Annotated in this window: 2 protein-coding genes and 1 pseudogene; 2 read left to right on the top strand and 1 reads right to left on the bottom strand. The window is 69.8% G+C overall.

Going from position 1 to position 1693, the window contains the following annotated elements:
- A pseudogene (locus I53_RS14175) lies at window positions 1-352 on the bottom strand (ABC transporter substrate-binding protein); the annotation flags it as partial.
- Window positions 353-570: 218 nt separating this feature from the next.
- Between I53_RS14175 and pedF the strand changes: the two are divergent.
- Window positions 571-999: a cytochrome c-550 PedF gene (pedF, locus tag I53_RS14170; protein WP_236961383.1), complete on the top strand. Its 429-nt coding sequence runs from the start codon at window positions 571-573 to the stop codon at window positions 997-999.
- On the top strand, window positions 989-1693 hold a 705-nt coding region (locus I53_RS14165; RefSeq protein WP_043351753.1), incomplete at its 3' end, for a transporter substrate-binding domain-containing protein. The genes pedF and I53_RS14165, both read left to right, overlap by 11 nt.

Here is a 1693-nt window from a genome sequence, read left to right as displayed (position 1 = left end):
AAGCGGCGGTCGGCGAGATCCCGGAAGGCCTGCGGATGTCGTCGCCCGGCTCGACCACCTTCGCGTCGAGGCCGAAGCTCAGGCCGAGGAAGCGGCCCGTGGCGTTCGAATCCTTCAGGCCGAGTTCCGCGCCCTTCGCCCCCTCATCGGCGGGGATCGGATCCTCGTTGTTCAGCGGCACCGGCCGCTCGACCCGCCGCTCCAGGTACTGGATCGTCAGGGGCGGACCCGCCGGCGCGGGCGCGGCCCGCCCGGGCGAGACCGGCGCGAGAGCCGCCAGGACGACGGCCAGCCGCAGGGCGGCCTGCGGCCCTCCGCGTTTCCTGGCCCGTCGCGCACCGGAGGACACCATCCCCGCCCGTTTCCTCCAGCCCCGCGTCCCTTGTCGTTGAGCCGGAGTCTAGAAGCGGAGTTGTGCCCGCCGATATTGGACCAAGGTGCACCCATCAATCATGATGCAGTGCAACACAAGTCGTGGATGGCGATCAGCCTATAGATCCGTACCAAAGCATAATGGGTCCGCTGCCCGAACCTTGCTAACCCTCGTCCAACAACGAGGGGAGGCGGCGGATGCGCACCATGAAGACGGCGGCGGGCGGCATGCTCGCGGCGCTGGGGCTGGCCCTCGCCGCCGGCAGCGCCCTCGGACACGGCGACGTCCAGCCCCAGCCGGTCAACACCGACGGCCTGAAGCCGCTCGGCACCGAGTGGGTCGCCGAGAACCCCTACAAGGGCGACAAGCACGCCATCGCGATCGGCGCCTCGGGCTTCAACCAGAACTGCGCCCGCTGCCACGGCCTGGAGATGATCTCCGGCGGCCTCGCCCCGGACCTGCGCTACCTGCCGCAGGGCAAGGAGGGCGACGAATACTTCGTCGAGCGCATGAAGCACGGCGCCGTCATCAACGGCGTGACCAAGATGCCGGCCTTCGACGGGGTGATCTCGCAGGAAGGCCTCTGGGCGATCCGCAGCTACATCGAGTCGAAGCATGAGGAGTAGCGCGCGGCTCCTCCTCGCCTGCGGATTGCTTCTGGCCCTCCGGTTCCAGCCGGAGGCGGCCGCGCGCCCGCTCGATCAGGTCGTGGCGGACGGTACCCTGCGGGTGGCGGTCTACGGCGACAACGCGCCGTTCTCCGACGCGGGGACGGGCAAGGCCCGGGGTATCGATGCCGATCTCGCGCAGGCCATCGCCGACAGGCTGAAGGTTAAGCTCGACCTGCGCGTGGTCGATGCCGGCGAGAACGTAGATGGCGACCTGCGCCTGAACCTGTGGCGGGGCGATCTCGCCGGCACGCCCCTCGCCGACCTGATGCTGCACGTGCCGACCGACCGGCAGCTCGCCCTGCGCAACGAGCAGGTGTTCTTCACCGCCCCGTATGTCGAGCAGGAGATCGCCTTCGCGTACCGGAAGGACGCCCTGGAGGGCTTCGACAGGCTCGACGACATCGGCGACAGGACCGTCGCCCTGGAAGGCACCAGCGCCGCCGACCTGATGCTGCTGACCGCGCAGGGCGGCCGCTTCCGCCCGAACCTGAAGCATTACAAGAGCTTCGAGGAGGCCGCGACGGCCTATCTCGGCGGCGAGGCGCCGATCCTGGCGGGCACCCGCGCGGCGATCGAGGCCGCCCTGTTCGCCGCGAAGGCCCCGAAGGACGACAACCCGATCGCCACGATCCCCTCGACCGGGCTGGTG

The sequence above is a fragment of the Methylobacterium sp. B1 genome (genome assembly GCF_000333255.1).
In the GTDB taxonomy this organism is placed as follows: domain Bacteria; phylum Pseudomonadota; class Alphaproteobacteria; order Rhizobiales; family Beijerinckiaceae; genus Methylobacterium; species Methylobacterium fujisawaense.
This window is presented reverse-complemented; position numbering and strand designations above follow the sequence as displayed.